Here is a 24,994-nt window from a genome sequence, read left to right as displayed (position 1 = left end):
GGACGTCAGTAGAGGAAGAACGGGAAGACGCTGCGGTCGTGGGCGTGCACGATCGCCAGGAACACGACGGCGTCGAAGAGCAGGTGGATGAGCACCACGTACGTCAGCGACTTGGTCCTCGTGAAGATGTAGCCCTGCAGCAGCGTGAACGGGATCGTCAGCAGCGGCCCCCACGAGCGGTAGCCGAGCTCCCACAGGAACGACACGAAGATCACCGACTGCAGGACGTTGGCCTGCCACATCGGGAAGTGCCGCCGCAGCAGCGCGAAGCACACGCAGATGAAGAACAGCTCGTCCCAGAGCCCGACCGCGTTGACGCCGACGAAGAACCGGCCGTACTCGCTGGCGGTCTGGATCGGCGGCCAGTTCTGGTAGGCGCCGGAGCTGATGAAGTAGAACGGCAGGACCAGCCATCCGAGCACCGGCACGGCCACGACGTAGGTCCACTGCAGCCGCGTCCACCGTCGCCCGGTGAACCACGGGAAGCGGATCGCCGGCTCGCGCCGGTAGACCATCCTCTCGACGAGCACCGGCACGACCACCGCCGCGGTGAGCACGAACCCGAGCAGGAAGAACCGGTCCCAGCTGATGTCGGCCTCGACCGAGGTGGTGGAGACGATCGTCAGGCCGAGCGCGATGAGCAGCAGGTCCCTGGCCAGAGGGCGGTCCACGAGGTATGCCGTGAGGAGGCTGAGCGCGAGCGTCGTGTAGCCCGCGAGGTCCTGGTGCGCGCCGAAGAGCAGGAACGCCGACAACGAGACACCGGCCGCCGGCACGAGCTTCGGCAGGGCGAGCGTCGGCAGGGGCGGGGCGGGCGCTGGCACGGGGCCCAACCTAACGGGCCTGCCGATGCGCCTTCCAGACCGAGTCGACCGAGTCCCACAGGGCGATGCCGCCCATGAGCACGAGCAGGAGCACGCGCCAGGTCTGTGGCTCACCGACCCACACTCGCTCCACGATGGTGTCGTTGAAGAGGCCGTCACGCAGCAGCCACCAGGCGACCAGGGCCACGAACGCGACGTTCTGGACGACGTTGACCACGGCCAGCGACCAGGTCCAGCGACCCCGGACGAGCTTGCCCAGCTCGATCGCGGCCCAGACCAGCAGGACGACGACGAGCATCCAGCGACCCGAGTAGGCCTCGTCGGTGAACAGCGGGACCGGTTCCCCGTCCACCCTGGCGAGCGGGTTGGGACCGAGGCCGACGAGGGCCGCGAGCACGGACGCGACCACGAGACCGCCGATCGCGTCACCCCGGGAGACCCGTGGCGCGCTCGGCTCGGGCAGGTCGTCCGGCGTCCAGCCCCGCCCCCTCGACAGACCGTCCTCCAGCCCCTCGCGTGCCGCGTCGTTCCGCTCGGCGATCGCGAAGCCGAGCGTGGTCCAGAGCCCGACCTGGAGCGCCGCCTCCCACGCCGACCCGAGGGCCTCGGCGAGGACCTGGATCACGTCCTCGGCGCCCTCGAGGATCGCGACCACGATCGTCACCCCGGCCACGACCGCCGGCACGATGCTGAGCAGCACGAGCAGGACCCGACGCCACAGCAGGAACACGGAGGGCCCGATGAGGTAGAGGCCGTGGCCGGAGTAGGACGCCGCGAGCCGCTCGGGGTCGCCGAGCGCGACGAGCGCCTCCCGCTCGGCGACCTCCCGGTCGAGGTCCGGGCGGGACTCGACGGTGTCGAGGATCGTCGCGCGCAGCTCACGCCCGACGTCGTCGCGGGACGCCTCGGGCAGCCGCCGCGTGACGGCGTCGACGTAGCGGTCGGTGAGCGTCGTGGTGGGCGTGGTCATGCGCGTGGTCCTTTCCTCAGCCCGGTGACGGCGGCGTCGAGCGCCCCCCACTCGGTGAGCAGCCGGTCCAGGAGTGTCCGCCCGGTTGCCGTGATGTCGTAGTACTTGCGGGGGCGCGACTCCTGCGTGTTCCACTCGCTGGTGAGCAGCTCCTGCTTCTCCAGGCGGCGCAGCAGCGGGTACAGGGTGTTGCCCTCGATGACGAAGCCGGCCTTCTCCAGGTGGGCCAGCAGCTCGTAGCCGTAGCGCGGCTCCGTCAGCATCTCCAGCGCAGCGAGGACCACGGTCCCCCTGCGCAGCTCCTGCAGGTGCTGGGTCAGCACGTCGTCCGGAAGCATGCCTCCACAATAGTGTGCGACACACACCACTGTCCAGTGCGCGCGCCGTCTTCGCCCGTAACTGGCTCAGCCGGCGGCCGCCGCCCACGCCTCCTCGCGACCGACCGACACCGCGACGTCGACCTCGTTGCCCTCGGGGTCGGCCAGCGTCCACCACGCGGGAGCCCCGGAGTCGCGCACCATGCGCCCACCGGCCGCCAGCCCCGCCTCGACCCGGGCCGCCGCCTGGTCGTCCGGCACGAACAGGTCGACGTGGATGCGGTTGCGCTGCTCCCGCCGTGCCTGGTCCGAGGCGTCCAGGTCCTGGAAGAAGAAGGGGATGGCGAGCTGGCGCGGGTCCACGATGTCGGTCACGCCCGGGCGCGGGTCCTCGACGTAGCCCAGCACCGCCCGCCAGAACCCTCGGACCGCGGGGATGTCGACGGCGTCGATGCCGACCTGCACGAAGCGCGGGCGGGTCGTGTCGGCCGTCAGCCCCAGCGCGCGTGCCGCCTCCTGCGCCCGGGCCGCCAGCACGGCATACCCCTCGTCCTCCTCCCACCGGTCCTTACCGCTGTCGACCACGACCAGGCCCGGGCGCAGGTCGATGCCCAGCGGCAGGTGCGCCTCGTCCGCGAGGGCGGCCACCACCTCGGCGAGCTCGGCCGACTGCCGGGGGGAGCCCGTGGGGTAGCAGGCCATCGCTGCGAAGACGAGCCTCCAGTCCTCCGTCTCCGGCCCGCCCCACCGGTCCGAGCCGCCGGGGAGCGGCAGCAGGTCGACCTCGTTGCCCTCGGCGTCGGCGACCGTCGCGTAGTAGCCGTGCTCGTCGACCCGCAGGCCGCCCGTGCTCGCCGCCCCGACCGCGGCGACCGCCGTCGGCTGCGGGGTGACGACGTCGAGGTGCACGCGGTTGCGCAGGGGGCGTGGCGCGTCCTGGTCCTGGAACCAGATCGGCGGGTGGCGGCGCAGCGGGTCGAGCAGGTCCTCCTCGCCGACCGCCTCGTAGCCGAGCACCGACTCCCAGAACGGCAGCACGGCCGACCGGTCGAGGACGTCGAAGGCCAGCTGCACGTCCTGCACCGCGGAGGGGTCGGCACGCAGCCCGAGCTCCGCTGCTGCGGTGGACACGGCGCGTGCCGTGGTCACGTGCGCCTCGGTGAACCCACCGTCGGTCGGGGTGAGGGGGAGCCGGACGCGTATGCCGTTGGCGCGGACGTCGAGGTCGACCAGGGTCGTCCCCGACCCGTCCGCGCGCTGCGCCGCGAGGTCGGGGAGCCGACGGGCCAGCGCCGCCCCGGCGCTGTGGGTGGGCGCGTCGAACCACGCGCTCGCGCCGATGCCGAGCACCCTCCAGTCCTCGAGGCCGCCCGCCTCCTGGAACTGCCGGGCCGTCAGGGTCTGCGCGGGTTCGTCCATGGGGGTCAGCGTGCCACGGCCGGCGGTCAGGGGTGGTCCGCGATGTCCTCCGCCCTACGCTGACCGCATGAGCGGAGACACGACGTGAGAGCACGGTTCGAGGAGCTGGCCTGGGCCCAGACCCCCATCGGGGAGGTGAGCCTGCGGCGTCGTCGGGAGCCGGTCACCGGGACCGAGGTGCACGAGGTCAAGCTCGGCGAGGAGTTCCTGATGTCGAGCATGTTCACCGTCGCGGAGGAGGAGCTGGCGCGGTTGGCGCTGGCGCGGCTCGGCGGTCGCGACCTGCGCGTCGTCGTGGGGGGTCTGGGTCTGGGCTACACCGCCCGTGCGGTGCTGGAGGACGACCGGGTCGCCGAGCTGGTCGTGGTCGACGCGCTCGAGCCCGTCATCGCCTGGCACCAGCAAGGCTTGGTCCCCCTCGGCCCGGTCCTGACCGCCGACCCCCGGTGCCACCTGGTGCACGGCGACTTCTTCGCCATGTCTGCCGCCGGCGGGTTCGACCCCGATGGCACGGGGGCGCTCGCGGACGCGGTCATCGTCGACATCGACCACTCCCCGCAGCACCTCCTGGCCGACGGCAGCTCGTCCTTCTACCGGCGAGAGGGGACCGAGGCGCTGGCTGGCCACCTGCGTCCTGGTGGCGTCTACGCGTTGTGGTCCAACGACCCGCCCGACGAGAGCTACCTGGACATCCTGCGGTCCGTCTTCACCGACGTCGTCGCGGAGGTCGTCGAGTTCCCGAACCCCCTGCAGGACCGCACGGCCACCAACACGGTCTACCTGGCGACCAGGCAGGTCGACCAGCGCTAGACCAGGTCCTTCCTGGTGTCTCCGCAGCGGACGTCTCGTTGGTCACAGTGGCGCCGTCCTGGCCCTCGACCCCTCGCGCTGCGGGGGCTTTCGGAGGATCATCGAGGTACGGGGGGCAGGGTCGCCTCCCTCGACAGGGAGGACGACGATGAACAAGCAGGTGGCACGCACGACGAGCCCGCTCGCCGACATGCTGGAGTGGCTGGACCTCGGCGCCCCGAAAGCCCGGCGCGGGGTGGGTCTGGCGCCGTACCTCCGTGTGGAGGACTTCGTCGAGGACGGCACGTACGTCCTGCGCGCGGAGGTTCCCGGGATGGATCCGGACAAGGACATCTCGGTCACCGTCCAGGGCGGCATGCTCACGATCAGTGGGGAGCGCCGTGAGGAGAAGAAGGACCGCAACCACGAGGAGTTCCACTACGGCTCGTTCCAGCGCAGCGTGAGCCTCCCGGAGGGTGCGGACGTCGACCGCATCGAGGCCTCCTACACCGACGGGGTGCTCGAGGTGCGGGTGCCGACGTCGAGCGGCGAGAAGCAGGAAGCGACGACCGTGCCGGTGAAGCGGTCATGAAGGCGCAACCAGGAGACCGCATCGTCCTGGCGGCGAGCCACGTCGGGGAGCCGACGAGGGACGGCCGGGTCGTCGAGGTGCGCGGGGACGACGGCGGGCCGCCGTTCGTCGTCGAGTGGTCCGACGGGCACACCGGCCTGATCTTCCCCGGCCCGGGCGCCGTGCTGCGGGTCTCGAGCGACGACGACGAGGAGACCACCACGACCGGTGGCGCGTCGGCCGCGGCCGAGCCTGCCGCTGCTTCGACCAGCACCGTCGCCCCGGGGTCGCAAGAGGCGGCCGGAGCCACGGCCCCGCACGTGCGGGAGTGGTCGGTGCGCATCTCGCTCTACGAGTCCGGCGACGACACCCGTGCGCAGGCGGTCCTCCTGGCGGACTCCCCGGAGCACCTCCGGGCCAGCGGGCAGAGCCATCGGGCATACCGGGACCCGTCGGTGCCGGAGATCGGGGACGAGGTGGCCGTGGCACGTGCGCTGCGACACCTGGCCGACACGCTCATGGCGACCGCGGAGACCGACATCGCGGCCGTCACCGGTGAGGACGCTCAGGTCAGACCCACCTGAGAGAGGCTGCCGGGTAGTCGGCCACCTGATCCCCCGACTACCCGGCTCACATCGTTCTTCCCGCCGGAAATATCCAGCGGGAAGAACGATGTCTGCCGGGTAGTGGGACGGGGGCTCCGGTCACCGTCGACCCGGGCTCACCTGTGGCTTGCCCAGTCCCGCGCCGCGAGCAGGTCGTCGATCTGGTTGATCGCGCCCGACGCGCCCTCGAGCACGCCCATCGCCAGCACCTGCTGCAGGGCCTCGGCGCTGGCGTAGGTGCTGACGTACGTCGCCCGGGTGCCGCCGTCGTGCTCGGTGAACGCGAAGGCGTTGTGCGACTCCGGCAGGTCGGGGCTGGGGGTGAAGTCCTCGTCGGCGAACCCGTCGAGGAAGGTGAACCCGCTCGGGCGGTCGACGGTCTCGACCCTCCAGTAGCCGCAGAACTTCTCGCCCTCCGGTCCGGTCATGTAGTAGGTGACCCGACCGCCGGGCGCGAGCTCGTGGTCGACGACGGTCGCCGGGTAGTCAGGGGGGCCCCAGACCCGCTCCAGCTGGCGCGGGTCCGCATACACCTCGAAGACCCGCTCCACGGGCTCCGCGAAGTCCGCGACGATCGTGATGGTGCGGGCGTCGAGGTCGTGGGTGACATCGGTGACAGGCATGGCTCAGTCCTTCTCGGGGGTGGTGAACAGTTCGTCGATCCGTGAGATGCGGCCGCGCCAGATCGACTCCAGCTCGGTGAGCATCGAGCCCACCGACCGCACCGCCCGCACGTCACCGCTGGCCAGCGCCTGGCGACCGTCACGCCTCTTGGTCACCAGGCCGGCCCGATCGAGCACGGCGACGTGCTTCTGCACCGCGGCGAAGCTCATGTCGTACTTCTCCGCGAGATTCGTGACCGAGTGCTCCCCGGCGAGCACGCGGCGCAGGATGTCGCGCCTCGTCCGGTCGGAGAGGGCGTGGAACAGGGCGTCGGCCCGGTCCTCGTCGTCGGTCACGGGACCAACATACAACCAGACGGTTGTATGTTGTCAACCCCCACCTGGGGAGGGGTCGGGCAGCCAGCGTCCGCGCCGCATGACCCTCACGACCGACAGGTCGTCGTCCAGCACCACGAGGTCGGCGAGGGCACCTGGCTCCAGCACGCCGACCCCGCCCAGACCCAGGGCGCGAGCCGGTGTCGCGGTGGCGGACCGCAACGCCTCGGCGGGGTCGCAGCCGGCACCGACCAGCGTCCGGACCGCCTGGTCCATCGTCAGCGTGCTGCCCGCGATCGGGCCGTCCGCACCGATGCGGGCCACGCCGTCGCGCACCGTCGAAGTGAGCTCGCCGAGCGGGTAGTCGCCGTCGGCCGCCGCAGCGCCGGCCATCGCGTCCGTCACCAGGGCCACGCGGCCGGGGGCGGCCCGGCACGCGAGCAGCAGCACCTCGGGCGCCACGTGGTGCCCGTCGGCGACGAGCTCGACGACCACACGCGGGTCGTTGAGCGCCACGGGCACCGGCCCGGGGGCCCGGTGGTGCATCGGCGGCATCGCGTTGAAGAGGTGGGTGACCACCCGGGCGCCGGCGTCGAAGGCGCGCCGGGTGGTGTCGGCGTCGGCAGCGGTGTGGCCGACCGCCACCACGAGGCCGCGGGCCACGAGCCGTGCGACGGTCTCCAGCGCGTCCGGCAGCTCTGGTGCGAGCGTGACCATCCGGACCACGCCCGGCTCGGCCAGGGCGACAAGGTCGAGGTCGCGGGGGCCGGTGAGCCACCGCTGCGCGTGCGCCCCCCTGTGCTCCGGGCTCAGGCAGGGCCCCTCGAGGTGGACCCCGGCGAGCTCACCGGCCCGCACCAGCTCGGCCAGCCTCCGGACCTGGGTATGGAGCACCTCGCCCGAGTGCGTCACCAGGCTCGCCACCGCGGTGGTCGTGCCGTGGCGACGGTGCGCGGCCAGCGCCGTCAGGACGTGGTCCGGCTCGGGGTCGTCGTAGGAGAACCCGCCTCCGCCGTGGCCGTGGATGTCGACGAAGCCGGGGGACAGGACGGGGACGGTCTCGCTCGAGGACCCACCCGGTGCGGCACGGCACACGTCCACCACCCGCTCGCCCTCCACCTGCACCCACCCCGGTGCCAACGACCCGTCGGCGTGGAGCATGCGCTCGGCACGGACCTCGATCACCGTCGCGACGCTACCGGGTGGCGTGGCCCGGCGCCCTCGGGGCCGTCCCCGGGCATGGTTGTGACCCGGCCCGTGGTGGGCCGGGTGCGGGGCGGGGTCATAACAGGTGCCACGTCACGCCGGAGGCGCTCACCGTCGCCGTGCGTCCCGTCTCGTGCACCCAGGTGTGGTGGCGGGGGCAGAGCAGGGCGTAGTTGGACAGGTCGGAGCGTCCGCCGTGGGACCAGGGCACGACGTGGTGGGCGTCGCACCAGGTGGCGGGCACGGTGCACCCCGGGATCGTGCAGCCCCGGTCGCGGACGGCGAGGCGAACCCGCTGGCCGGGGGTGACGAGACGGTGCCGGCGGCCCTGGTCCAGGACCTCGCCGGCGCCACCGAGGACCATCGGGACGAGGTCGGCCTCGCACGCCAGGCGGCGGATCGTCTCCGCGCTGACCGAGGCACCGTCCAGCGTCGCACCGCAGCCGGGCGCGTTCCCCTGGGACTGGGCGAGCTGGCGCTTGAGGGTCTCGAAGTCCAGGGTCACCAGCAGCATGGCCTTGGGCGTGGTGGGCTGGCCCCTGGTGCCGGCCACACCACGGCGGATGACGGTCATGAACGCGTCGTACCGGCGGTTGCCCGGGGTGCGCGGGTCCTCCTCTCCGGTGGCCTCCAGCTCCTCCTTCGACGCTGGTGCCGCCAGGGGGGAGCGCAGGATCGCCCGCACCGCCTCGTAGTCGGCGTCGTCGCCGAACGTCATGATGATCCGCTTCACGGACCCGTCGGCCAGCGACGACTCGTGCACGTCCCGCAGCGCGTGCTGGGCCTTCCTGCGCGCCTCGTGGTCCTTCTCCGGCAGGCAGGCCCGCAGCAGCTCGGCGATGATCCGGGCGATGTCGGCGTCCTCGAACAACGGGTTGGACCCCGCATCGGCGAGGAGCTGCACGGCAGCGGCGTACTCCTCCGGCGAGAGCGGCCACCGGACCCGGGCCAGGGCCCGGTGGATCCGCCCGGCCCGCGCCAACGGCATACCCCGACCCAGAACCGCGGTCAGCAGCGGGGCGTGGACCCCTTCGCGGGCCGCGGTCGCCAGGCGCCCCAGGTCACGCACGCTGCCCTGGTCCAGGTCCGGGCAGCGCAGCGCCAGCCAGTCGACCAGGGCGAACCCCTCGGCCGTGTGCAGGCCCCGCTCGGCGACCTCGCACGCCAGCCGCAGCCGGGCGTGCAGCAGCGCCTGGCACGCGAACGTCAGCAGCCCCAGACCCACCCGCACCTCCGTGTCCTGCAAACGGGCCGCGTCCCGCGCGGCGAGGTCCGCGGAGGTGGCCTCCCGCCCGGCCTGACGCACCGACCCCGCGAACACCTCCCCCGGCAGACCCACCGCAGGCAGCGACCCGATCCGGACCTCGTCCATCGTCGTCCGGAGCAACTCACCACCCCACGTCGCATGCATAGAACAACTGTATGGACACCCACCGACAGACCCCCCGACCGACACAAGCCCGAGGTGCCGGCACAGATGCATGACGCGTTCGCACCTGGGACTGACCCCTGGCCGGTCGCACCGCCGGCAGGTAGCGTCGACACGTGAGTCGCGTGCCGGACACCGAGCACCGCATCGAGTCGCTGCTGTGGCCGTTCGTCGACGGCCTCGTCGACAGCTGGGCGCTGCCCGGGGTGGCGCTCTGCGTGGTGCGCCACGGGGACCAGGTCGCCGCCCGCGGGTTCGGCACCCGGGACCGCGCCACCGGTGAGCCGGTCACGGCGGACACGCTGTTCCACCTGGCCTCGATCTCGAAGACCTTCGTGGCCACCGCCGCGCTGCAGATGGTCCAGACCGGCGAGCTGGCCCTCGATGCCGACATCACGGCATACCTGCCCGATCTTCCCTGGGGGGACCCGCGCGCCGCGCAGATCACGCTGCGGCACCTGCTGTCCCACCGGTCGGGGCTGGGTGACGTGACCGACTACGGGTGGCACGAGCCGGAGCTCGACGACGGGGCGCTGGCGCGCTTCGCGGCCCGGGTCGCTGGGTGGACGCTCGAGCGCGACCCGGGCGCGGGGTTCGCCTACTCCAACGCGGCGTACGAGCTGCTCGGTCACCTCGTCGCGACCACGTGCGGGCAGTCCTTCGAGAAGGCGCTCCAGGAGCGGGTGCTGGACCCGGTCGGGATGCGGACGAGCACCTTCCTGCGGGCCGACGTCCCGCCGCACCTGGGTGCCGGGCCCCACCTTGGTCTGCCACCGCGCGTCGTGGATGGGTCCTACCCCTACACGCGCAGGCACGCACCGAGCTCCAGCCTGCACAGCAGCGCCGCCGAGATGGGGCGGTGGATGGTCGCCCACCTGGCGGGCGGTGCCGGACTCATGTCGCCGCAGACGCACGAGGTGATGTGGGAGCCCCAGATCGAGACCGGGTGGGGCGAGCTGCAGGCGCAGATGGCGTACGGCTGGTTCCGGGGGAGCTATCGCGAGCACGCCGCGGTGAGCCACTCCGGCAGCGACCCCGGCTTCGAGAGCAACCTGGTGCTGCTGCCCGACCTCGGCCTCGGCGTCACCGTCCTGACCAACGGCAACACCGCCCCGATCACGACGCTGACCAGGGCGGCGCTGGACACGCTCCTGGGGCTCGAGCCGCCCCCGCCGCCGCTGCCGCCGGTGACCGTGCCGCTGGCCCCCGTGCTCGAGGGGTATGACGTGCACGCGGCCTCCGACCTCTACCGGCAGCTGGCGGCGGCGGACCCGCCGACCGTCGACGTCGAGGAGGGCTTCGCGGACGCGGTGTGGGGCCTGATCGAGGTGCATCGCACCGACCTCGCGTGGCCTCTCCTGGAGCTGTGGCGCCTCGTCCAGCCGCGGTCCGCCGTCTCGTGGTTCATGACGGGCTGGGCCCACCAGATCGACGGCCACCGGCAGACTGCCGTCGAGCATCTGCGGCGATCGGTCGAGCTGGACCCGGACGACGACGAGGCGACGACGATGCTGCGCCGGTTGTCCGGCGACGAGTGACGAAAGGGTGGTTCCGATGACGGACAAGGTCGACTTCAAGACGCTCGATGCGTACCGGGCGAAACGGGCGGAGTTCCGGGTCCTCGAGGTGCCGGACATGCGCTACCTGATGATCGACGGTCATGGCGACCCGAATACCTCTCCAGCTTTCGGGGACGCGATCGAAACGCTCTACCCGGTGGCCTACAAGCTCAAGTTCGCCAGCAGGTCGACCCTCGGGCGCGACTATGTCATCCCGCCCCTGGAGGGCCTGTGGTGGGGCGACGACATGAGCGTCTTCACCGTCGCGCGTGACAAGGCGCGGTGGCACTGGACGCTGATGCTGATGGTCCCACCGTGGATCGAACCGGACTTGTTCACCGAGGCCGCGGAGGAGGCAGCAGCCAAGAACAGACCAGCCCGCCTCGACGATCTCCGGCTCGAGATGCTCTCCGAGGGGCGGTGCGTCCAGACGCTGCATGTCGGCTCCTTCGACCAGGAGGCCGAGGTGCTCGCGCAGATGCACGACGAGTTCATCCCTGGCCAGGGACTCCAGATGGTCGGCAAGCACCACGAGATCTATCTCAGCGACTTCCGCAGGGTCGCCCCCGAGAAGCAGCGCACAATACTTCGGCAACCGGTCATAACGATCTGGTGACGAACGTCGTCACGCGGCCAAAGCCCCTCACTGACCAGCGAGGATGTCCCTGATCTCATCCGCAGCAGGGGAAACAGGGGCAACAGTGCCGTCGTTCGGGTCCGTCGTGGTCAGTGTGCTCGTTGGAGGAGCCGTCCTGGTGGGGGGAGGGGCCGCGTACTCAGCGATGGGCGGCGCAGGGCCTGACCAGGCCCGCGTGGTGAAGGTCGTCGACGGGGACACCATCGACGTCCGCTACGACGGGAGCGAGCACCGCGTGCGGCTGCTCAACATCGACACCCCCGAGACCAAGCACCCCGGCAAGGCGGTCGAGTGTCTGGGCCCGGAGGCGACGCAGGCCCTCAGCGACCTCCTCCAGCCGGGCGACGTCGTGCGCCTGGAGTTCGACGTCGAGCTCCACGACCGCTACGACCGCGAGCTGGCCGGTGTCTTCGAGGACGACCTGTTCATCAACGCCGAGCTCGCCCGCCGCGGCCTCGGCATACCCGTCCTCTTTGAGCCGAACCGCAAGTTCTACGACGAGGTGGCGGCCGCCTACGAGGAGGGCAAGACCGCCCAGGCGGGCATGTTCAGCCCGGACCTCACCTGCACCTTCGCGTCGCGGATCCAGGGGTATGCCGGTTCCGTCGCCGCGGTCGAGGCCGCCTCGGCCGAGGATCCCGCCGCGGCGCAGCAGGCCGCAGACACCGTCGTGGCCGAGGGCGCGGCGATCCTCGCGCTGATAGACGGTGCCGAGGCGGGGACGCTCGCCGCTGCGGGTCTGACCGTTGCCGAGCTGCAGGTCCTGCGGGGGGAGGTCGTAGTGCTGCAGGGTCGGGCAGCAGCAGCGCCCGAAGCGGCGATTGCGAAGGCCGAGCGAGTCAAGGCCGAGGAGGAGGCGAAGCGTCAAGCCGAGGAGACTGCGAAGCAGCGCGCAGAGGAGGGCGAGCGCATAGCCGCAGAGAAGGCCAAGGAGAAGGAAGAGGCGGAGGCCAGGGCCGCCGAGGAGGCGGAGGCCGAGAAGAAGGCCGAGGAGGAGGCCCGGATCCAGGCCGAGGAGGCCGCCGCCGAGGCACAGCGACAGGCGGACGCAGCGCAGGCAGCTGCCGACTCCGAGGCCGAGCGGCAGGCGCAGGCAGCGGCCGATGAAGAGGCGCAGCGGCAGGCAGAGGCCGAGGCTGAGCGTCAGGCGCAGCAGCAGGCCCCGCCGCCGCCCCCGGCTCAGATCCAGCCGCTGGTCCCGGCCTACGTCTACTACGAGAACTGCACCGCCGCGCGAGCTGCCGGTGCCGCCCCGGTCTATATCGGGCAGCCCGGCTACGGCACCCATCTGGACCGCGACCGCGACGGCGTGGGCTGCGAGGGGTGAGTGCCCGGCCCTGGCTCGAGCGCTGGGGCAGGCCGTGCGCTCGGACCGGGATCCCGCGCAGGCCACTTCTCCCGATCGACTGCGATACGCAGGCTGCCGCTCGTGCCGTGAGAGCGGCGCGACACGCCGACCTGCCCCCGACACGCCGTGACTTCGGAGCCGCTTCCCGCACCGCTCCGCGCTTCTCCGCACCCCGCGCGGAACGACCCTCGCCAACCCCTTGCATCTAGGGGGTCACGGGCATAACATCCCTACATCTAGTAGTTACATAACTGTGGTTCCTCCACATGTTGTGCACAGGGGATCCGTGCCTACGCACAGGTCGTCCACAGTCCGTCCCCAGCCCCACCCACAGGCCGCCGCTCCCGGCGCCTGCCAGACCCTCGCGAGGAGGAGGTCAGCGTGCACTGCCCGTTCTGCCGTCACACCGACTCCCGCGTGGTCGACTCCCGCGTCCAGGAGGACGGCACCGTCATCCGGCGGCGTCGTCAGTGCCCCGAGTGCGGGCGCCGGTTCGGCACCGTCGAGACGGCCACCCTGTCGGTCATCAAGCGGTCCGGGGCGACGGAGCCCTTCAGCCGCGACAAGGTCATCACCGGGGTCCGCAAGGCCTGCCAGGGACGACCGGTGACCGACGCCCAGCTCCAGCTCCTCGCCCAGCAGGTCGAGGAGTCGATCCGCACGCTCGGGCAGGCGGAGGTCGACGCGCACGAGGTCGGCCTGGCGATCCTGGAGCCGCTGCGCTCCCTCGACGAGGTCGCCTACCTCCGCTTCGCCTCCGTCTACCAGGCCTTCGACTCGCTCGACGACTTCGAGTCGGCCATCACGCTGCTGCGCACCGAGCGCGAGGCAGCACCCGTTCCCAGGCGTATGCCGTAGCTCGACACACCCGGCCCGTGCCGGATCGGGTGTGTCAGAGCTCGGTGCTGCACTGCATACAAGAAGAGGAAGACCGTTGTCCCACCAGAACCAAGGAGATGAAGTCATGACCGAGACGACAGGGGCGAAGGCTCGCACCCGCCGGGGCGGCAAGGGCCTGAAGATCGACCGGATCTTCACCACGCCTGGCGTCCACCCCTATGACCAGGTCACCTGGGAGAAGCGGGACATCGTCCAGACCAACTGGAAGTCCGGGGAGACGATCTTCGAGCAGCGTGGCGTGGAGTTCCCCGACTTCTGGTCGGTCAACGCCTCCACGATCGTGACGACGAAGTACTTCCGCGGTGCGGTGGGCACCCCGGAGCGCGAGTCGGGTCTCAAGCAGCTCGTCGACCGCGTCGTCCTGACCTACGTGAGGGCGGGCAAGGAGAACGGCTACTTCGGCACCGACGAGGACGCCGAGGTCTTCGAGCACGAGCTGACCTACGCGCTGATCCACCAGATCTTCTCGTTCAACTCCCCGGTGTGGTTCAACGTCGGCACCGCCAGCCCGCAGCAGGTCAGCGCCTGCTTCATCCTGTCCGTCGACGACTCGATGGACTCGATCCTCAACTGGTACAAGGAGGAGGGCTTCATCTTCAAGGGCGGCTCCGGCGCCGGCCTCAACCTCTCCCGCATCCGCTCCTCCAAGGAGCTGCTCTCCTCCGGCGGCACCGCCTCGGGCCCCGTCTCCTTCATGCGCGGCGCCGACGCGTCCGCGGGCACCATCAAGTCCGGCGGCGCGACCCGCCGCGCGGCCAAGATGGTCGTGCTCGACGTCGACCACCCCGACATCGAGGAGTTCATCGAGACCAAGGCGGCCGAGGAGCACAAGATCCGCGCCCTGCGCGACGCCGGCTTCGACATGGACCTGGGCGGCAAGGACATCGTGTCCGTGCAGTACCAGAACGCCAACAACTCCGTCCGCGTCACCGACGAGTTCATGAACGCCGTGGAGGAGGGCCGCGAGTTCGGCCTGACCTCCCGCAAGGACGGCTCGGTCATCCAGACCGTCGACGCCAAGACCCTGTTCGACAAGATGGCCAAGGCCGCGTGGGAGTGCGCCGACCCGGGCATCCAGTACGACGACACGATCAACGCCTGGCACACCAACCCCGAGACCGGCCGCATCACCGCGTCCAACCCCTGCTCGGAGTACATGTCGCTGGACAACTCCTCGTGCAACCTCGCCTCGCTCAACCTGCTGAAGTTCCTGCGCGACGACGACACCTTCGACGTCGAGACCTACCAGGCCGTCGTCGAGCTCGTCATCACCGCGATGGACATCTCGATCTGCTTCGCGGACTTCCCGACCGACCCGATCGGTGAGACCACCCGCAACTACCGCCAGCTCGGCATCGGCTACGCCAACCTCGGCGCGCTGCTCATGGCGACCGGCCACGGCTACGACTCCGAGGGCGGCCGCGCGCTCGCCGCCTCGATCACCTCGCTGCTCACCGGCGCCGCCTACAAGCGCTCCGCCGAGCTGGCCGAGGTCGTCGGCCCCTACAACGGCTACGCCCGCAACGCCGACGCCCACAAGCGCGTCATGCGCAAGCACCAGTCGGCCAACGACGAGGTGCGCACCCTGCACACCATGGACGCGCAGATCCACCGCGCGGCCACCAAGGCGTGGGACGAGGTCGTGCGCCTCGGCGAGAAGCACGGCTACCGCAACGCCCAGGCCTCGGTGCTGGCCCCCACCGGCACCATCGGCTTCATGATGGACTGCGACACCACCGGCATCGAGCCCGACTTCTCCCTCGTGAAGTTCAAGAAGCTCGTCGGCGGCGGCTCCATGCAGATCGTCAACCAGACGGTGCCGCGCGCGCTGAACAACCTCGGCTACACCCAGGAGACGAGCGAGGCGGTCGTCGAGTACATCGCCGAGCACGGCCACGTCATCGATGCCCCCGGCCTGCGCACCGAGCACTACGAGGTCTTCGACTGCGCCATGGGCGCCCGCTCCATCCAGCCCATGGGCCACGTCAAGATGATGGCCGCGGTCCAGCCGTTCCTCTCCGGCGCCATCTCCAAGACGGTCAACCTGCCGGAGTCCGCGACCGTCGAGGAGATCGAGGAGGTCTACCTGCAGGGCTGGAAGCTCGGGCTGAAGGCGCTCGCGGTCTACCGTGACGCGTGCAAGGTCGGCCAGCCGCTCTCCGACGGCAAGGAGGCCAAGTCCGACAAGAAGGACGAGGCGCCGGTCGAGAAGGTCATCGAGTACCGTCCCGTCCGCAAGCGGCTCCCCAAGCGCCGCAGCAGCCAGACCACGAGCTTCGCCGTGGGCGGCGCGGAGGGCTACCTCACCGCCGGCACCTACGACAACGGCGAGCTGGGGGAGCTGTTCCTCAAGTTCGGCAAGCAGGGCTCGACCCTGGCCGGCGTCATGGACGCCTTCTCGATCGCGGTGTCCATCGGGCTGCAGTATGGCGTGCCCCTGGACACCTTCGTGGAGAAGTTCACCAACCTGCGCTTCGAGCCCGCCGGCCTGACCGACGACCCGGACGTGCGCATGGCGCAGTCGATCATGGACTACGTCTTCCGCCGCCTGGCGCTGGACTATCTGGACTTCGACTCGCGCTCGTTCATGGGCATCCACAGCGCGGAGGAGCGGGCCCGCCAGCTGGAGACCGGCTCCTACGCGCCGACCCCGTCCAGCGGGTCGGACGAGGAGCTCGAGGACGAGCTGGAGACGCTGAGCCAGAGCGCGGCCACCACGCCGGCGAAGAAGTCCGAGAGGGTCGCCGACGTCTCCGGCTCCGGTGCCGCCGACGCCCGCAAGGTCGAGCCCGGCGTCCACTCCTCGACCGAGCTGCTCGAGCAGTTCCAGGGCAAGGTCGCTGACGCCCCGATCTGCATGACCTGCGGGACGAAGATGCGCCCGGCCGGCTCGTGCTACGTGTGCGAGGGGTGCGGGAGCACCAGCGGCTGCAGCTGAGTGAGCGAAGAAAGGCCCGGCTGAACACGCCGGGCCTTTCTTCGTTGCCCTATGAATTCATTCCGCTGGTCTAGTTCGGATCAAGGTTCGCAGGCGGTGGCAGTTGGCGCACACCAGCTCACATTTCGCCGGTTCATCGAGAATAGTCGACCAAGTAGCGCCATTAGCGATCAGAATGCTGATATTCGACACCCTCGGTCTGTGCACGTGGTCCCAGTCGAGCGCGCGGGCGTCACCTCTCCATGCGCAGTCCTAACAGCCCAGAGCGACCTTGATGACGTTGTTGACGTCCTGGGTGTCCGGCCTTCGCATCCATGAGGGTGGTAACACAACTCCTGTCTGCCTCCAGCGGGAAAAACGCTGCGTCTTGGTGCGCTTGCGATGGCAGCGAGCGCAGCGGGGCTCGCACTTCGATAGCTCAGCACGCAACCTGTCTTCGGAAACGCACAACTGCACAAGACGGGACACATGGTTCACCTTGCTGCCCGAGACATGGTCAGGATCTATGGCGCGAACATCCGCGTACCGGCAGTCGACGCATCACTGACGCTTCCACTCGTTGACGATAACCGATAGTCGCAGCTTTGCTCTCTTCAGGTCGCACTGCCTCAACTTTCCATAGCTCGGCACGACCGCCAACGATCTCGCACGATATTTAGGGTCTTCCCAACGGTGTTTATCACGTTCTCTGGTCATCTTCTTCTCAGTTGGGTCTTGCCGGCGGCGACGCTGCTCCTCACGACAGACTTGAGCGAGGCCACTGAACCTCCTCGTGTCTCGGTTGTAGTGTGACGCCGGATGCTCCTTCTCGCACGGAGGGCACAAGATCGGTGTCTCCGGTGTTACCGGCGAGGCCGGCGGCCTCATGTGTCTCCTAACCGTCCCTCCCCTTCCGTTGGTTCCGGACTATCAGATGGGTCCGACATACGTGCTCGTCAGCAAAACGGAATCCGACGGGGGAAGCCCGCTGTCGACAGGCCGCCGAGATGCGTCCTTTCCGTCTCTGACAAGCTGTGCCGATGCAACGGGGGATCTATGAAGAGTTACTCACTGCGCAGTTGAGTCAGCGGCTCGAGTCACTCGGTGACTCAGTGCACTTGGGGGCCGTCGCCGAGGCGGACGTTCCGGCCGTCTTGAGCCGCCACGTCTACGAGGTCCTGCGGCGTCGTCTGAGCAATATCAAGAGTGATGAGCAACGGCTGGCGCTGGTGAACAGCGTTCTGCAGCATCTCGCGGTGGGCGACGACGAGGTGCTGAACCCGGCCAGGCATCTTCTCGCGGTCCTCGACACCCGCGTACCGGGCCTACCGGGAACAACGACGACACGGCCGGCGACCCCGTTGAGTGACGCTGCCCTGCTGACCAACGCCAGGGGAGAGCCGAACCTCGGGGCAGAGGTGAAGGCCGAGATGGCGTCGGCAGATGAGGTGGATCTCCTGCTCGCATTCGTGAAGTGGCACGGTCTTCGACTGCTCACTCGCGAGCTGACCACCCTGCGCGAACGAGGAGTCCCGCTGCGGGTCATCACCACGACCTACATGGGAGCAACGGAACGAGCGGCGCTCGACCGGCTGGTACGCGAGTTCGGCGCCGAGGTCCGGATCCAGTACGACGCGCAGCGCACGCGACTGCACGCCAAGGCGTGGATGTTCCGCCGGCGGACCGGCTTCGACACGGCATACGTCGGTTCGTCGAATCTTTCCCGGGCGGCCTTGCTGGACGGCGTCGAGTGGAACGTTCGTCTCTCCAAGGTCGCGACCCCGACGCTCCTCGCGAAGTTCGGGGCGACGTTCGACACCTACTGGAACGACAGCGCCTACGAGCTGTACGACCCGGACCGTGACCGTGACCGCCTTGATGATGCTCTTGCTGAGGGGTCGGGGCGCAAGCAGCACTCCAGCGTCACAGTCACCTTGTCGGGGTTGCAGGTCAGGCCCTTCCCCTACCAGCTTGAGATGTTGGAGGCGCTAGAGGCCGAGCGCAGCGTCCACGATCGTCACCGCAACCTCGTCGTTGCTGCGACAGGCACGGGCAAGACGGTCGTCGCTGCCCTCGACTACCGCGGACTCTGCGACGCGGCGGGGGAACAGCCGTCCCTTCTCTTCGTAGCCCACCGGCGCGAGATCCTCGAGCAATCCCTGCGCACCTACCGAGAGGTCCTCGCGGACGGAGACTTCGGCGAGCTGTACGTCGGGGGAGCCCGCCCGGAGCGTTGGCGGCATGTCTTCGCCAGTGTCCAGTCGCTCACAGCCTACGGAGTCACCAATCTTCCGAGGGATGCTTATGAGGTCGTGGTCATCGACGAGTTCCACCATGCGCAAGCCGCCACCTACAGGCGGATCCTCAACCACCTGCAGCCCCGGGAGCTGCTCGGTCTGACAGCCACTCCCGAGCGGACGGACGGTCTCGACGTCCGAGCCTTCTTCGACGGTCGCACTGCCGTGGAGCTCAGGCTCTGGGACGCCCTCGGTGCGGACCTCCTGTGCCCCTTCCACTACTTCGCCGTCGCGGACAACACCGACCTTCGCAACGTGACGTGGACGCGCGGACGTTACGACGAGCACGAGCTAGAGAACCTGTACACCGGCAACAACGCTCGTGCGCAGATCGTCGTGAAGCAGCTCCGTGACAAGGTCCTCGACCCGGGTGCGATGCGCGGGCTCGGGTTTTGCGTCGGCGTGGACCACGCGCGCTTCATGGCCGAGTCTTTCAACCAGGCGGGGATCCCGGCGCGGGCCGTCAGCGGCGACACTCCGCAGGGCGAACGCGAGCAAGCACTGCGAGACCTGCGGAGTCGGAAGGTCAACATCCTGTTCGCAGCGGACCTCTACAACGAGGGCCTCGACCTGCCCGACGTCGACACTGTTCTCTTCCTACGGCCTACCGAGAGTGCGACGGTCTTTCTGCAGCAGCTGGGACGTGGCCTGCGACGGACGCAGGACAAGGCGGTGCTCACCGTCCTGGACTTCGTCGGCTACCACCGCAAGGAGTTCAGGTTCGAACCGAAGCTGCGAGCGCTGACGGGCAGCACCCGGCGTGGCCTGGTCAAGGACATCGAGAAGGGCTTCCCCTTCCTGCCGGCCGGCTGCCAGATCGTCATGGACCGGCAGTCGCAAGCGATCGTCCTGGACAACATCCGGACGCAGATCTCCAACAGGTGGAGTCAGATCGTGGCCGAGCTGCGGTCCTACGGCGATCAGGAGCTGGGAACCTTCCTGGAGGAGTCGGGGGTCGAGCTGTCGGACATCTTGCGTCGGGGTTCCCACTCATGGACCAGGCTTCGTCGGGACGCCGGCCTCCCCAACCGTGGAGGCTCTCCCCTGGAGGACAAGTTGCTCAAGCGGATCCGCGCGTTCGCCCATGTCGACGACAGAGACCGCGCCGAGTCCTATGGTCACCTGCTCTCCGATGACTCGCCGCCGTTCGACGAGCTGTCTGCGGCGGAGCAGACGATGGCGCGGATGCTCTTCTTCTCCGTGTGGCCCGATGGTGGAGGCCATGACTCCTATACCGCCGGGTTGGACGCACTGAGAGCAGAGGAGGCGACCCGGGACGAGCTCCGCAGCGTCGTCGACCTGTCCTTCGACGCGGCGCGTCACCAGACCCCGGCGCTCTCGGGTCCACTCAGCGGCATCCCGTTGCGCGTCCACGCGCGGTATCAGCGGGAGGAGGTGCTCGCCGCCCTGGGCTACGCATCCCTGGAGAGGAGACCGAACTCGTTCCGCGAAGGAGTGCTGTATGCCGCGGACGTGAATGTCGACGCGTTCTTCGTGACTTTGAAGAAGTCAGAGGCCAACTACTCGCCGACGACGATGTATCGCGACTACCCGATCAGCCCCACGCTGTTTCACTGGGAGTCGCAGTCGACGACGTCGGTCGACTCCAAGACCGGGAAGCGGTACCTGCAAGGGGACAGCAACGTCCTGATCTTCGCCCGTGAGGAGCAGAAGGACGAGTTCGGGACCAGCCCCTACCTCTTCCTCGGCCCGGCCCGCTACCGGAGCCACACCGGTGACCGGCCCATCGCGATCACCTGGGAGCTCGAGCACTCGCTGCCGGCCGACTTCTTTGCTGCTGCAACGGTTGTCGCAAGCTGACGGCCCTCAAGCCTTCCTCAGCTGCTTCGCCGTCCGCTCCGCCCACCCGGAGTTCTCGTTGAGGGCGACCGTGCGACGGTGCTCGGCGAGCAGCTCGTACTTCTCAGGGGTGTCGTATGGCCGGGTGCCTGCAGCGAAAGCGAAACCGTGCTGTCGCATCTCCTCTGCGGCGCGGCGGTAGTCGACCCAGTTGGCCTGCCAGTGCCACAGCTGCTGCGCGCCGCCGAGCACGGTGATGAGGGCTCCCAACGACGCGGCGATCCACGCCTGTCGGGTGAGGGCGGCGGAGAGGGTGATCAGGGCGGCCGCAACGATGATGAGTGCCTGAGACGCCTGGTAGAGGACTCGAGCACGGCTCGCACTCACCGAGTAGTCGTGGAACTGCGCCTTGTACTCGAGCCAGGCGAGATGGTCCCGGGCGGTCTCGTCGCTCGGGTCGGGTAGCTCGTTCCGCATGGTGACGGTCTGCTGTGCCACGGGGAGAGGCTATCGCCGACGCTGCCAGCGGCACATTGTGGTGCAGCGGTCGCGGGGGAGTCAATGGGTCGAACTACTCATGGTGGTGCGTTTGATTCGTTCGCAGACTGGGTCGTGAGGCGCGCACGGCGCTGGAGGGACGACTCGGGAGACGGGGACAGGACGATGGCTGACGACGGCTCGCAGGTGGGCGGCAGGAACGACGGCGACGAGGCTCGACCGGACGCGGAGATGCCCTCCGGCCAGGTGGGGGACGACGACGACGAGTTCAGCATGCCGGGGGAGGTCGAGCCCGACGCGGCCAGCGGCATGCCCACGGACACCATGAGCGGGATGGACCACGAGGCCCCCGATGCGGTGGGCGCGGCCGGGTCGAGCGGCATGCCGTCGGGCGGCGTGGACTCCGGAGGGAGCGAGATGCCGTCGGGCGGCGGAGACATGGGGGCCGACGAGGCTCCGGAGCCGGTTGACGCGCACGCCGCCGCCGCCAACGCCGTCGGGGACACGGCCGAGCTGGAGGAGGTCGACGACGGCTACCGTTTCGGGTCCGGCGGTGACGAGCCGCCTGCTGAGTACTCCCAGGACATGTACGAGCCGGGGGTGGTGGCGGTCGAGTTCCTGGACCAGGTCCGCCCGGAGATCGTGGCCGGGGGTGGCGACAGCCCCCCGGAGATCGCCAGCGGAGGGGTCGACGACGTCTCTGAGCTGAACCAGATCCTGCGCGAGAACAACCTGGAGAGCGCCGAGTCGAGCTTCCTGGTCTCGGAGGAGCAGCTGGATGCCGACGCGCCGGGGGTTGATGCGGAGGGTGAGGACCTGCCCACGCTCGCCAACTTCGTCACGCTGCACTTCCCGGCGGCGGCGGACACCCGGGCGATCGCCGACCAGCTCGACGCGCTGCCGGAGGTCGCGCGCGCCATACCCATGCCCCGGGCACTCCCGCCGCTGTCCCCGCTGACCGAGCCCCTGGTGGGCAGCTCGTCGCAGCTGGTGGTCAACCCCGCGACGGGCATGCAGAACCAGTGGTACATCTTCCGGTGCGGCGTGAACCGTGCGTGGGCCAACTCGTCCGGGAACGGCGTGGTCGTCGCCGACATCGACTGGGGCTACCGCACCAGCCACCAGGACCTCGCCCCCCGGTTCGACATGAGCCGGGCCTTCAACTCCTTCGACGGCGGCACCAACGTCACCACCGGCGGGAGCGCCAGCCACGGCACCGCGGTCATGGGCATCGCCGGTGGCGCGGTCAACAACCTGGGTATGGCCGGCATCGCCCACGGGGCGAGCCTCTGGCCCGTGCAGGCCGACAGCGGGCCGGGCACCCCGCTGGGCGGCGACACGTGGGCGCGCGCGATCGACTGGGTGCGCACCACCAGCAGCGGAGGCCGGCGCAAGGTCATCATCCTGGAGGTGCAGACCGGGTCGTTCGGCAACTACGAGATGGTGCCCGCGGTCAACGCGGCCATCCGCACCGCCATCGCGGCCGGGGTCGTGGTGTGTGTCGCCGCCGGCAACGGGAACCGCGACGCTGGCCTGGACGACCAGGGCCGCGCCATCCCGGAGACGGGCTCGATCCTCGTCGGAGCCACCGAGTACCACGCCACGGAGAACCGTCGGGCCTCCTTCAGCAACTTCGGGCCCCGGATCACCGTCAGCGCGCCCGGTGACTCCGGCAGCGACCTGACCTGCGGGCAGGGCTCCAACACGGCATACCGCAACGGCTTCGGTGGGACGTCCGGCGCCACCCCGAAGGTGGCCGGCGTGGCGGCGCTCATGCTCGAGCTCAACCCGAGCCTCACCCACGGCGAGGCCCGCACCATCCTTCGAAACACCGGCACGGCGACCGTCACCGCGCCCGACCGGCCCATCGGCACCTTCCTCAACGCCGACGCCGCGGTCCGTGCTGCCGCACGACCCCGCGTGTCCGGGCCGGCCGTCTCGTGGGGCGCGAGCAGGCTCGACGTCTTCGGAATCGGGACCGACCGGGCGACTTACCACAAGTGGTGGGGCGGCTCCTGGGGTCCCTCGCTCACCGGCTACGAGTACCAGGGCGGCGTGTGCACCAGCCGTCCCGAGGTCGCGTCGTGGGGCCCGAACCGGCTGGACGTGTTCGTGCTGGGCACGGACCGTGCGCTCTACCACAAGTGGTGGAACGGCAGCTCGTGGGGACCTTCGCTCACCGGGTGGGAGAGCCTCGGCGGGGTGTGCACCAGCCCGCCCAAGGTCGTGTCCTGGGGCCCGAACCGGCTGGACGTGTTCGTGCTGGGGACCGACCGGGCGCTCTACCACAAGTGGTGGGACGGGAACTCCTGGGGACCCTCGCTCACCGGGTGGGAGCGGATGGGCGGCATCTGCACCGAGCCGCCCGAGGTGGTCGCCTGGGGTCCCAACCGGCTCGACGTGTTCGTCGTCGGCACGGACAAGGCGCTCTACCACAAGTGGTGGAACGGCAGCTCCTGGGGACCGTCGCTGACCGGCTACGAGCGCCAGGGCGGGGTCTGCACCAGTCCCGCCAAAGCCGTCGCCTGGGGACCCAACCGGTTGGACGTGTTCGTGCTCGGGACTGACAAGGCGCTCTACCACAAGTGGTGGAACGGCAGTTCGTGGGGACCCTCGCTGACCGGCTACGAACGCCAGGGTGGGGTCTGCACGAGTCCGCCCGAGGCGGTCGCCTGGGGCCCGAACCGCTTGGACGTCTTCGTGCTCGGCACCGATCGGGCGCTCTACCACAAGTGGTGGAACGGCAGTTCGTGGGGACCCTCGCTCACCGGCTACGAGCGCCAAGGCGGGGTCTGCACGTCCCCGCCGCGGGTCGTGAGCTGGGGCCCGAACCGGCTCGACGTGTTCGTGCGCGGGACCGACCGGGCGCTTTACCACAAGTGGTGGAACGGCAGTTCGTGGGGCCCCTCGCTCACCGGCTACGAGTATCAGGGCGGCGTGCTCACCGACTTTTGATCACCCGTCGCGCGCCTCTTCGCCAGCGGGCGGGCCGCAGAAACTCGCGGCCCGCCTTCCGGCGCGCCCAGCGTTAGGGGGCGGGCCGCGGGAAGAACGAGCGACACGTGCGCCTTGCACCACTGCGCACACCGCGCGGCCCTCGAGGAGACGGACCCCCCCATGCCAGAGCAGCAGACCATCGTCATCACCGGCGCCAGCGACGGCATCGGGGCCGCAGCCGCCCGCCAGCTGAGCGCGCACGGTCACCGCGTGGTCGTCGTGGGGCGCTCGCCGGAGAAGACCGCCGCCGTCGCGGCGGAGGTAGACGCGCCGTTCCACGTCGCCGACTTCGCGGACCTGGCCCAGGTGCGGGCCCTCGCGGCCGAGCTGCTCACGGCATACCCGCGCATCGACGTGCTCGCCAACAACGCGGGCGGCATCTTCACGCAGGAGACGACGGTCGACGGGTTCGACAAGACGTTCCAGGTCAACCACCTCGCGCCGTTCCTGCTCACCCACCTGCTCATGGACCGCCTGCTCGAGTCCGGGGCGAAGGTGATCCAGACCTCCAGCGTCGGCCATCGCCTGTTCGGGAAGATCGACCTGGACGATCTGGACAACAGCCGGGGCTGGACTGCGAACAAGGCCTACGGCGACGCCAAGCTGGCCAACGTGCTCTTCACCAAGGAGCTCCACCGCCGTTACGCCGACCGGGGTGTCACCGCGGCCGCCTTCCACCCCGGGGGCATCGCCACGAACTTCGCCAACGACACCTCCAGCGTCATGCGGTTCGCCTACCACACCCCGCTCAAGCACCTGATGACGAGCGTGGAGACCGGCGGGCAGCGGCTCGTCTGGCTCGCCGAGGGCACGCCGGGGGTCACCTGGCGCTCGGGCGAGTACTACGAGAAGAACAAGCCCGGCAAGGTGAACCCGCAGGTCCACGACGAGGCCCTGGCCCGCGGACTGTGGGACCGCAGCGAGGACATGCTTGCGCTGGGCGTCACCGGGCGGTAGTTCCGCTCAGGACGGG

Annotated in this window: 20 protein-coding genes; 11 read left to right on the top strand and 9 right to left on the bottom strand. The window is 69.8% G+C overall.

Going from position 1 to position 24,994, the window contains the following annotated elements; genetic code table 11:
* Positions 1 to 5: 5 nt before the first annotated feature.
* The 4 genes from ACI3ET_RS01945 to ACI3ET_RS01930 all read right to left on the bottom strand — a co-directional run bounded on the left by ACI3ET_RS01945 (position 6) and on the right by ACI3ET_RS01930 (position 3,530).
* Positions 6 to 824: a CPBP family intramembrane glutamic endopeptidase gene (locus ACI3ET_RS01945; protein WP_405031265.1), complete on the bottom strand. Its 819-nt coding sequence runs from the start codon at positions 822 to 824 to the stop codon at positions 6 to 8.
* A gap of 10 nt (positions 825 to 834) precedes the next feature.
* Positions 835 to 1,794, bottom strand: a complete 960-nt coding sequence (locus ACI3ET_RS01940) for an HAAS signaling domain-containing protein (RefSeq protein WP_405031264.1) — start codon at positions 1,792 to 1,794, stop codon at positions 835 to 837.
* Positions 1,791 to 2,132, bottom strand: coding sequence for a PadR family transcriptional regulator (locus ACI3ET_RS01935; protein ID WP_405031263.1), 342 nt, complete (start codon positions 2,130 to 2,132; stop codon positions 1,791 to 1,793). Before ACI3ET_RS01935 ends, ACI3ET_RS01940 begins: the two co-directional genes overlap by 4 nt.
* Before the next feature lie 66 nt (positions 2,133 to 2,198).
* Positions 2,199 to 3,530 carry a VOC family protein gene (locus ACI3ET_RS01930; RefSeq protein ID WP_405031262.1) on the bottom strand — a complete coding sequence of 444 codons (1,332 nt, stop codon included), beginning with the start codon at positions 3,528 to 3,530 and terminating at the stop codon, positions 2,199 to 2,201.
* An 84-nt stretch (positions 3,531 to 3,614) separates the two neighbouring features.
* Between ACI3ET_RS01930 and ACI3ET_RS01925 the strand changes: the two genes are divergently transcribed.
* The 3 genes from ACI3ET_RS01925 to ACI3ET_RS01915 all read left to right on the top strand — a co-directional run bounded on the left by ACI3ET_RS01925 (position 3,615) and on the right by ACI3ET_RS01915 (position 5,474).
* Positions 3,615 to 4,340, top strand: coding sequence for a polyamine aminopropyltransferase (locus ACI3ET_RS01925; RefSeq protein WP_405031261.1), 726 nt, complete (start codon positions 3,615 to 3,617; stop codon positions 4,338 to 4,340).
* A 148-nt stretch (positions 4,341 to 4,488) separates the two neighbouring features.
* Positions 4,489 to 4,911, top strand: a complete 423-nt coding sequence (locus ACI3ET_RS01920; RefSeq protein ID WP_405031260.1) for an Hsp20/alpha crystallin family protein — start codon at positions 4,489 to 4,491, stop codon at positions 4,909 to 4,911.
* On the top strand, positions 4,908 to 5,474 hold the full coding sequence (locus tag ACI3ET_RS01915; protein WP_405031259.1) for a dsRBD fold-containing protein: 567 nt from the start codon (positions 4,908 to 4,910) through the stop codon (positions 5,472 to 5,474). Before ACI3ET_RS01920 ends, ACI3ET_RS01915 begins: the two co-directional genes overlap by 4 nt.
* Positions 5,475 to 5,611: 137 nt before the next feature.
* Here the strand turns inward: ACI3ET_RS01915 and ACI3ET_RS01910 are convergent, their stop codons facing one another.
* The 4 genes from ACI3ET_RS01910 to ACI3ET_RS01895 all read right to left on the bottom strand — a co-directional run bounded on the left by ACI3ET_RS01910 (position 5,612) and on the right by ACI3ET_RS01895 (position 9,050).
* Positions 5,612 to 6,118, bottom strand: coding sequence for an SRPBCC family protein (locus tag ACI3ET_RS01910; protein WP_405031258.1), 507 nt, complete (start codon positions 6,116 to 6,118; stop codon positions 5,612 to 5,614).
* 3 nt (positions 6,119 to 6,121) lie between these two features.
* Positions 6,122 to 6,454, bottom strand: coding sequence for an ArsR/SmtB family transcription factor (locus tag ACI3ET_RS01905; RefSeq protein WP_405031257.1), 333 nt, complete (start codon positions 6,452 to 6,454; stop codon positions 6,122 to 6,124).
* A gap of 33 nt (positions 6,455 to 6,487) precedes the next feature.
* Positions 6,488 to 7,618 carry an N-acetylglucosamine-6-phosphate deacetylase gene (locus ACI3ET_RS01900; RefSeq protein ID WP_405031256.1) on the bottom strand — a complete coding sequence of 377 codons (1,131 nt, stop codon included), beginning with the start codon at positions 7,616 to 7,618 and terminating at the stop codon, positions 6,488 to 6,490.
* Between the two features lie 97 nt (positions 7,619 to 7,715).
* Positions 7,716 to 9,050, bottom strand: a complete 1,335-nt coding sequence (locus tag ACI3ET_RS01895) for an HNH endonuclease signature motif containing protein (RefSeq protein WP_405031255.1) — start codon at positions 9,048 to 9,050, stop codon at positions 7,716 to 7,718.
* Positions 9,051 to 9,184: 134 nt separating this feature from the next.
* Here ACI3ET_RS01895 and ACI3ET_RS01890 point away from each other — a divergent pair, with 134 nt between their 5' ends.
* The 6 genes from ACI3ET_RS01890 to ACI3ET_RS01865 all read left to right on the top strand — a co-directional run bounded on the left by ACI3ET_RS01890 (position 9,185) and on the right by ACI3ET_RS01865 (position 20,547).
* Positions 9,185 to 10,606: a serine hydrolase gene (locus tag ACI3ET_RS01890; protein WP_405031254.1), complete on the top strand. Its 1,422-nt coding sequence runs from the start codon at positions 9,185 to 9,187 to the stop codon at positions 10,604 to 10,606.
* Positions 10,607 to 10,622: 16 nt separating this feature from the next.
* The gene (locus ACI3ET_RS01885; RefSeq protein ID WP_405031253.1) at positions 10,623 to 11,243 is read left to right on the top strand and encodes a GyrI-like domain-containing protein; all 621 of its coding nucleotides are present in this window, start codon (positions 10,623 to 10,625) and stop codon (positions 11,241 to 11,243) included.
* A 196-nt stretch (positions 11,244 to 11,439) separates the two neighbouring features.
* Positions 11,440 to 12,591 (top strand): excalibur calcium-binding domain-containing protein, encoded by a 1,152-nt coding sequence (locus ACI3ET_RS01880; RefSeq protein WP_405031252.1) that lies wholly within the window; start codon positions 11,440 to 11,442, stop codon positions 12,589 to 12,591.
* Between the two features lie 402 nt (positions 12,592 to 12,993).
* Entirely contained in the window at positions 12,994 to 13,470 is a 477-nt protein-coding gene (gene nrdR, locus ACI3ET_RS01875; protein WP_405031251.1) for a transcriptional regulator NrdR, read from the top strand.
* Positions 13,471 to 13,576: 106 nt separating this feature from the next.
* The gene (locus tag ACI3ET_RS01870) at positions 13,577 to 16,450 is read left to right on the top strand and encodes a vitamin B12-dependent ribonucleotide reductase (RefSeq protein WP_405031250.1); all 2,874 of its coding nucleotides are present in this window, start codon (positions 13,577 to 13,579) and stop codon (positions 16,448 to 16,450) included.
* Positions 16,451 to 17,469: 1,019 nt separating this feature from the next.
* Positions 17,470 to 20,547 (top strand): DEAD/DEAH box helicase, encoded by a 3,078-nt coding sequence (locus ACI3ET_RS01865; protein ID WP_405031249.1) that lies wholly within the window; start codon positions 17,470 to 17,472, stop codon positions 20,545 to 20,547.
* A 6-nt stretch (positions 20,548 to 20,553) separates the two neighbouring features.
* Here ACI3ET_RS01865 and ACI3ET_RS01860 read toward each other — a convergent pair whose 3' ends face one another.
* A complete protein-coding gene (locus ACI3ET_RS01860; RefSeq protein ID WP_405031248.1) occupies positions 20,554 to 21,024 on the bottom strand; it encodes a DUF4231 domain-containing protein in 471 nt (156 codons plus the stop codon).
* Positions 21,025 to 21,189: 165 nt separating this feature from the next.
* Here ACI3ET_RS01860 and ACI3ET_RS01855 point away from each other — a divergent pair, with 165 nt between their 5' ends.
* Both ACI3ET_RS01855 and ACI3ET_RS01850 read left to right on the top strand, forming a co-directional pair.
* The gene (locus tag ACI3ET_RS01855; protein ID WP_405031247.1) at positions 21,190 to 23,979 is read left to right on the top strand and encodes a S8 family serine peptidase; all 2,790 of its coding nucleotides are present in this window, start codon (positions 21,190 to 21,192) and stop codon (positions 23,977 to 23,979) included.
* A gap of 162 nt (positions 23,980 to 24,141) precedes the next feature.
* Positions 24,142 to 24,978 carry an SDR family NAD(P)-dependent oxidoreductase gene (locus ACI3ET_RS01850; RefSeq protein ID WP_405031246.1) on the top strand — a complete coding sequence of 279 codons (837 nt, stop codon included), beginning with the start codon at positions 24,142 to 24,144 and terminating at the stop codon, positions 24,976 to 24,978.
* The last annotated feature ends 16 nt before the right edge of the window (positions 24,979 to 24,994 follow it).

It is taken from the genome of Ornithinimicrobium jinqii (assembly GCF_045032595.1).
Classification (GTDB): Bacteria; Actinomycetota; Actinomycetes; order Actinomycetales; family Dermatophilaceae; genus Ornithinicoccus.
This window is presented reverse-complemented; position numbering and strand designations above follow the sequence as displayed.

Bases quoted from the DNA above. Each gene is read 5' to 3' on its own strand.
- ACI3ET_RS01870 (WP_405031250.1), top strand. From the start codon at position 13,577: ATGACCGAGACGACAGGGGCGAAGGCTCGCACCCGCCGGGGCGGCAAG.
- ACI3ET_RS01895 (WP_405031255.1), bottom strand. From the start codon at position 9,050: ATGCATGCGACGTGGGGTGGTGAGTTGCTCCGGACGACGATGGACGAG.
- ACI3ET_RS01850 (WP_405031246.1), top strand. From the start codon at position 24,142: ATGCCAGAGCAGCAGACCATCGTCATCACCGGCGCCAGCGACGGCATC.
- ACI3ET_RS01920 (WP_405031260.1), top strand. From the start codon at position 4,489: ATGAACAAGCAGGTGGCACGCACGACGAGCCCGCTCGCCGACATGCTG.
- ACI3ET_RS01865 (WP_405031249.1), top strand. From the start codon at position 17,470: ATGCAACGGGGGATCTATGAAGAGTTACTCACTGCGCAGTTGAGTCAG.
- ACI3ET_RS01935 (WP_405031263.1), bottom strand. From the start codon at position 2,132: ATGCTTCCGGACGACGTGCTGACCCAGCACCTGCAGGAGCTGCGCAGG.
- ACI3ET_RS01940 (WP_405031264.1), bottom strand. From the start codon at position 1,794: ATGACCACGCCCACCACGACGCTCACCGACCGCTACGTCGACGCCGTC.
- ACI3ET_RS01915 (WP_405031259.1), top strand. From the start codon at position 4,908: ATGAAGGCGCAACCAGGAGACCGCATCGTCCTGGCGGCGAGCCACGTC.
- ACI3ET_RS01930 (WP_405031262.1), bottom strand. From the start codon at position 3,530: ATGGACGAACCCGCGCAGACCCTGACGGCCCGGCAGTTCCAGGAGGCG.
- ACI3ET_RS01885 (WP_405031253.1), top strand. From the start codon at position 10,623: ATGACGGACAAGGTCGACTTCAAGACGCTCGATGCGTACCGGGCGAAA.
- ACI3ET_RS01855 (WP_405031247.1), top strand. From the start codon at position 21,190: ATGGCTGACGACGGCTCGCAGGTGGGCGGCAGGAACGACGGCGACGAG.
- ACI3ET_RS01910 (WP_405031258.1), bottom strand. From the start codon at position 6,118: ATGCCTGTCACCGATGTCACCCACGACCTCGACGCCCGCACCATCACG.